This is a genomic window from Streptomyces murinus (genome assembly GCF_002154555.1).
In the GTDB taxonomy this organism is placed as follows: Bacteria; Actinomycetota; Actinomycetes; order Streptomycetales; family Streptomycetaceae; genus Streptomyces; species Streptomyces murinus.
The window spans coordinates 1-3042 of sequence record NZ_MUNF01000945.1 but is presented as its reverse complement, the minus strand read 5'-3'; the positions used below and the strand labels follow the sequence as shown (position 1 = coordinate 3042).

The following is a 3042-nucleotide window of genomic DNA, read 5'->3' as shown; positions in this document are numbered from 1 at the left end:
CGGCGGCGGTGCGGGTACGGCAGGTCAGGCGCCCGCGTTCTCCATGCGCTCGCGCAGGCTCTTGGGCCGCATGTCGGTCCACACCTCGTCGACATAGGCGGAGCACTCGGCCTCGGTGCCCTCCTTGCCGACCGGCTGCCAGCCGGCGGGCACCTCGATGTCGACGGGCCACAGGGAGTACTGCTCCTCGTCGTTGCGCAGCACCTGGTAGCGGGTGTTCTCGTCCATGTCGTTCTCCTTGGATTTCAGTTCGGTTGGGTCGGCCGGAAGCGGTGTGCGGTCGGCGGTGCGGGTGGGGGCGCGGGGTGCGCGAGGACCGCGCCGGGCGGTGCGCCGGGGCGGTGCCTCGTGGAGGAACGCCGTCATCGGCCTCCCCTGGCGTGCCGGGCGAGTTGGCGCAGGGCCTCGGCGAAGTCCTCCGCGACCCGGCGCACACTCGCCGTGTCGTGGACGCCGGGCCGGTGGTGCCAGGTGAAGGCGAGCCGGCCGTGCTGGACGGCGCCCACCACTTCCACCGGGTGCGAGCCGGGGTCCCGGGGGTCGTGGTCCTGCCCGAACGAGCCGTGTTCGGCGCGGACCAGGCCGCCGTCACCGGTCTCGGGGCGGGCGTCCCACTGGCCGAGGTAGTTGAACACCACCTGGCTGTGGGCGTGTTCGCCGAGGCGTTCGCGGACCTCGGGCGTCCCGAAGGTGCGCAGCGCGCCGAAGCCGATCCCGTTGCCGGGCACCGCGCGCAGCTGGCGTCGTACCGACTTCACCAGGGACCGCCAGTCGCGGTCGGGGCCGAGGTCGCCGGGGTCGGACACCTGGAGGGCGACCGGGTAGACGGTGGTGAACCAGCCGACGGTGCGGGACAGATCGACACCGTCGAGCAGGTCCTCGCGGCCGTGCCCCTCCAGGTCGAGGCGGACGCGGTCGTGGCCGGTCCAGCGGGCCAGCGCGAGGGCGAGGGCGGCGAGCAGCACGTCATTGACGCGGGTGCGGTAGGCGGTGGGCGCGGAGCGGAGCAGGGCGGTGGTGTCCGCCTCGCCGAGTGCCACGCTCACGGTGGCGGCGGGGCCCGCGTCGGCCGCGGGTGCGGGGGCGGCGGGGGCGGGTTCGGAGCGTACGGCCTCTTCCCAGTGGGGCAGTTCGTGGTCGAGGCCGCCCTCGGCGACGTAGGCGGACAGCCGGGTGGACCAGTCCCGGAAGCTGGTGCCGCGCTCCCCCAGGGTGACGGGTTCGCCCGCGCGGGCCTGCCGGTAGGCGGTCTCCAGGTCGTCGCGCAGGACGCGCCAGGAGACGGCGTCCACCACGAGGTGGTGGGCGACCAGCAGCAGGAACACGGGGCGGTCCGGGTCGCCGGTGAACAGGGCGGCGCGCAGCTGCGGGCCGTGGGCCAGGTCGAAGCCGGCGTGCAGTTCGTCGGCGGCCTTCGTCATGGCCGCGTCGGCGTCCTCGGCGGACAGTCCGCTCAGGTCGTGCCGGACGAGGATGTCCTGCCCGGGGGCGGGCGGCGGGTTGAACTGCCGCCAGCCGTGTTCGTCGCGGGTGAAGCGCATGCGCAGGGCGTCGTGGTGGTCGAGCAGGGCGTCGAGCGCGGCGCGCAGTGCCTCGGGGTCGGGGGCGCCGTCGAGTTCGAGGAGCGCCGACTGGTTGAAGTGGTGGTGGGCCGCGCGGGGCTTGGTGAGGAACCACTCCTGGATCGGGGTGAGCGGGACCTCGCCGGTGACCGGGCCGTCGTCGCTCGGCCGGGGCGCGGTGCGGACCACGGCGGCGAGTTCGGCGACGGTCTGGTGTGTGAACAGGTCGCGGGTGGCGACGTGCAGTCCGTCGCGGCGCAGCCGGGAGACGACCTGCATGCTGAGGATGGAGTCGCCGCCGAGCGCGAAGAAGTTGTCGTCGGCGCCGACCTCCTCGATGCCGAGGACGTCGGCCCAGATGCGGGCGACCCGGCGTTCGGTGTCGGTGCGGGGCGCGGTGCGCGGTCCGTCGGCCTGCGCGGGTCCGGGGGCGGGCAGGGCGTGCCGGTCGGTCTTGCCGTTCGGGGTGAGCGGCAGCCGGTCGAGCGGGACGAACACCGACGGCACCATGTGCGGCGGCAGCAGCCCGGCGAGGTGCAGCCGCAGCTCGCTGACGGGCAGCGCGGCGCCAGGGACCCGGCTGTCGTCGGAGTGCTCGGGGGTGGACGGCGGTGCCGGTACGACGTAGGCGACGAGCCGGTCCGGCGCGCCGGGTGCCTCCCCCGGGCGTACGGCCACCACCGCGTCCCGCACCAGGGCGCTGGTGCGCAGCGCGCTCTCGATCTCGCCGGGCTCGATGCGGAACCCGCGCAGCTTGACCTGGTCGTCGGCGCGTCCGTCGAACCTGAGCCGCCCGTCGGCACTCCAGCGGACCAGGTCCCCGGTGCGGTACATCCGCTCCCCCGGTCCGCCGAACGGGTCGGCCACGAACCGCTGGGCGGTGAGTCCCGGCCGCCCCAGGTAGCCGCGGGCGAGGCCGGGCCCGGCGATGTACAGCTCGCCGGTCACGCCCGGCGGTACGGGGCGCAGGGCGGCGTCGAGCACTTGGACGCGGGTGCTGCCTGCGGGGCGGCCGATGGGCGGGGCGCCGGTGTCGGGGGCGAGCGGTCCGGTCCAGGTGGCGACGACGGTGGCCTCGGTGGGCCCGTACGAGTTGATCATGCGGCGGCCGGGGGCCCAGACGGCGACGAGGTCGGCGGGGCAGGCTTCCGCGCCGACGATGAGGGTGCGCAGATGGGGCAGGGCGGCGGCGGTCTCCGGCGGTACGGTGGCGAGCGCGGCCGGCGGGATCAGCGTGTGGCTGACGCGCCGTACGGCGAGCACCTCGGCCAGCCGCTCCCCGACCAGCGGTCCTTCCTCGCCGGTCACCAGGGCGGCCCCGCTGAGCAGGGACACGCACAGCTCCAGCACGGAGGCGTCGAAGCTGGGCGAGGCGAACTGGAGCACCCGGTCGCCGGGTCCGGCGTCGTAGCGTTCGGCGGCCGCGGCGGCGAAGGAGGCCAGGCCCCGGTGGGTGACGACGACGCCCTTGGGGGTGCCG

At 75.4% G+C, this 3042-nt stretch carries 2 protein-coding genes; both read right to left on the bottom strand.

What is annotated here, in order from left to right; translation table 11 throughout:
- Positions 1–24: 24 nt before the first annotated feature.
- Positions 25–228: an MbtH family protein gene (locus tag CCN72_RS36790; protein WP_014676677.1), complete on the bottom strand. Its 204-nt coding sequence runs from the start codon at positions 226–228 to the stop codon at positions 25–27.
- 134 nt (positions 229–362) lie between these two features.
- Positions 363–3042 (bottom strand): condensation domain-containing protein (locus CCN72_RS36785; protein ID WP_143664341.1); only part of this gene is annotated, 2680 nt, incomplete at its 5' end.

What these genes read in the sequence shown, in the direction of transcription:
- CCN72_RS36790 (WP_014676677.1), bottom strand. Translation starts at nt 228, where the DNA reads ATGGACGAGAACACCCGCTACCAGGTGCTGCGCAACGACGAGGAGCAG.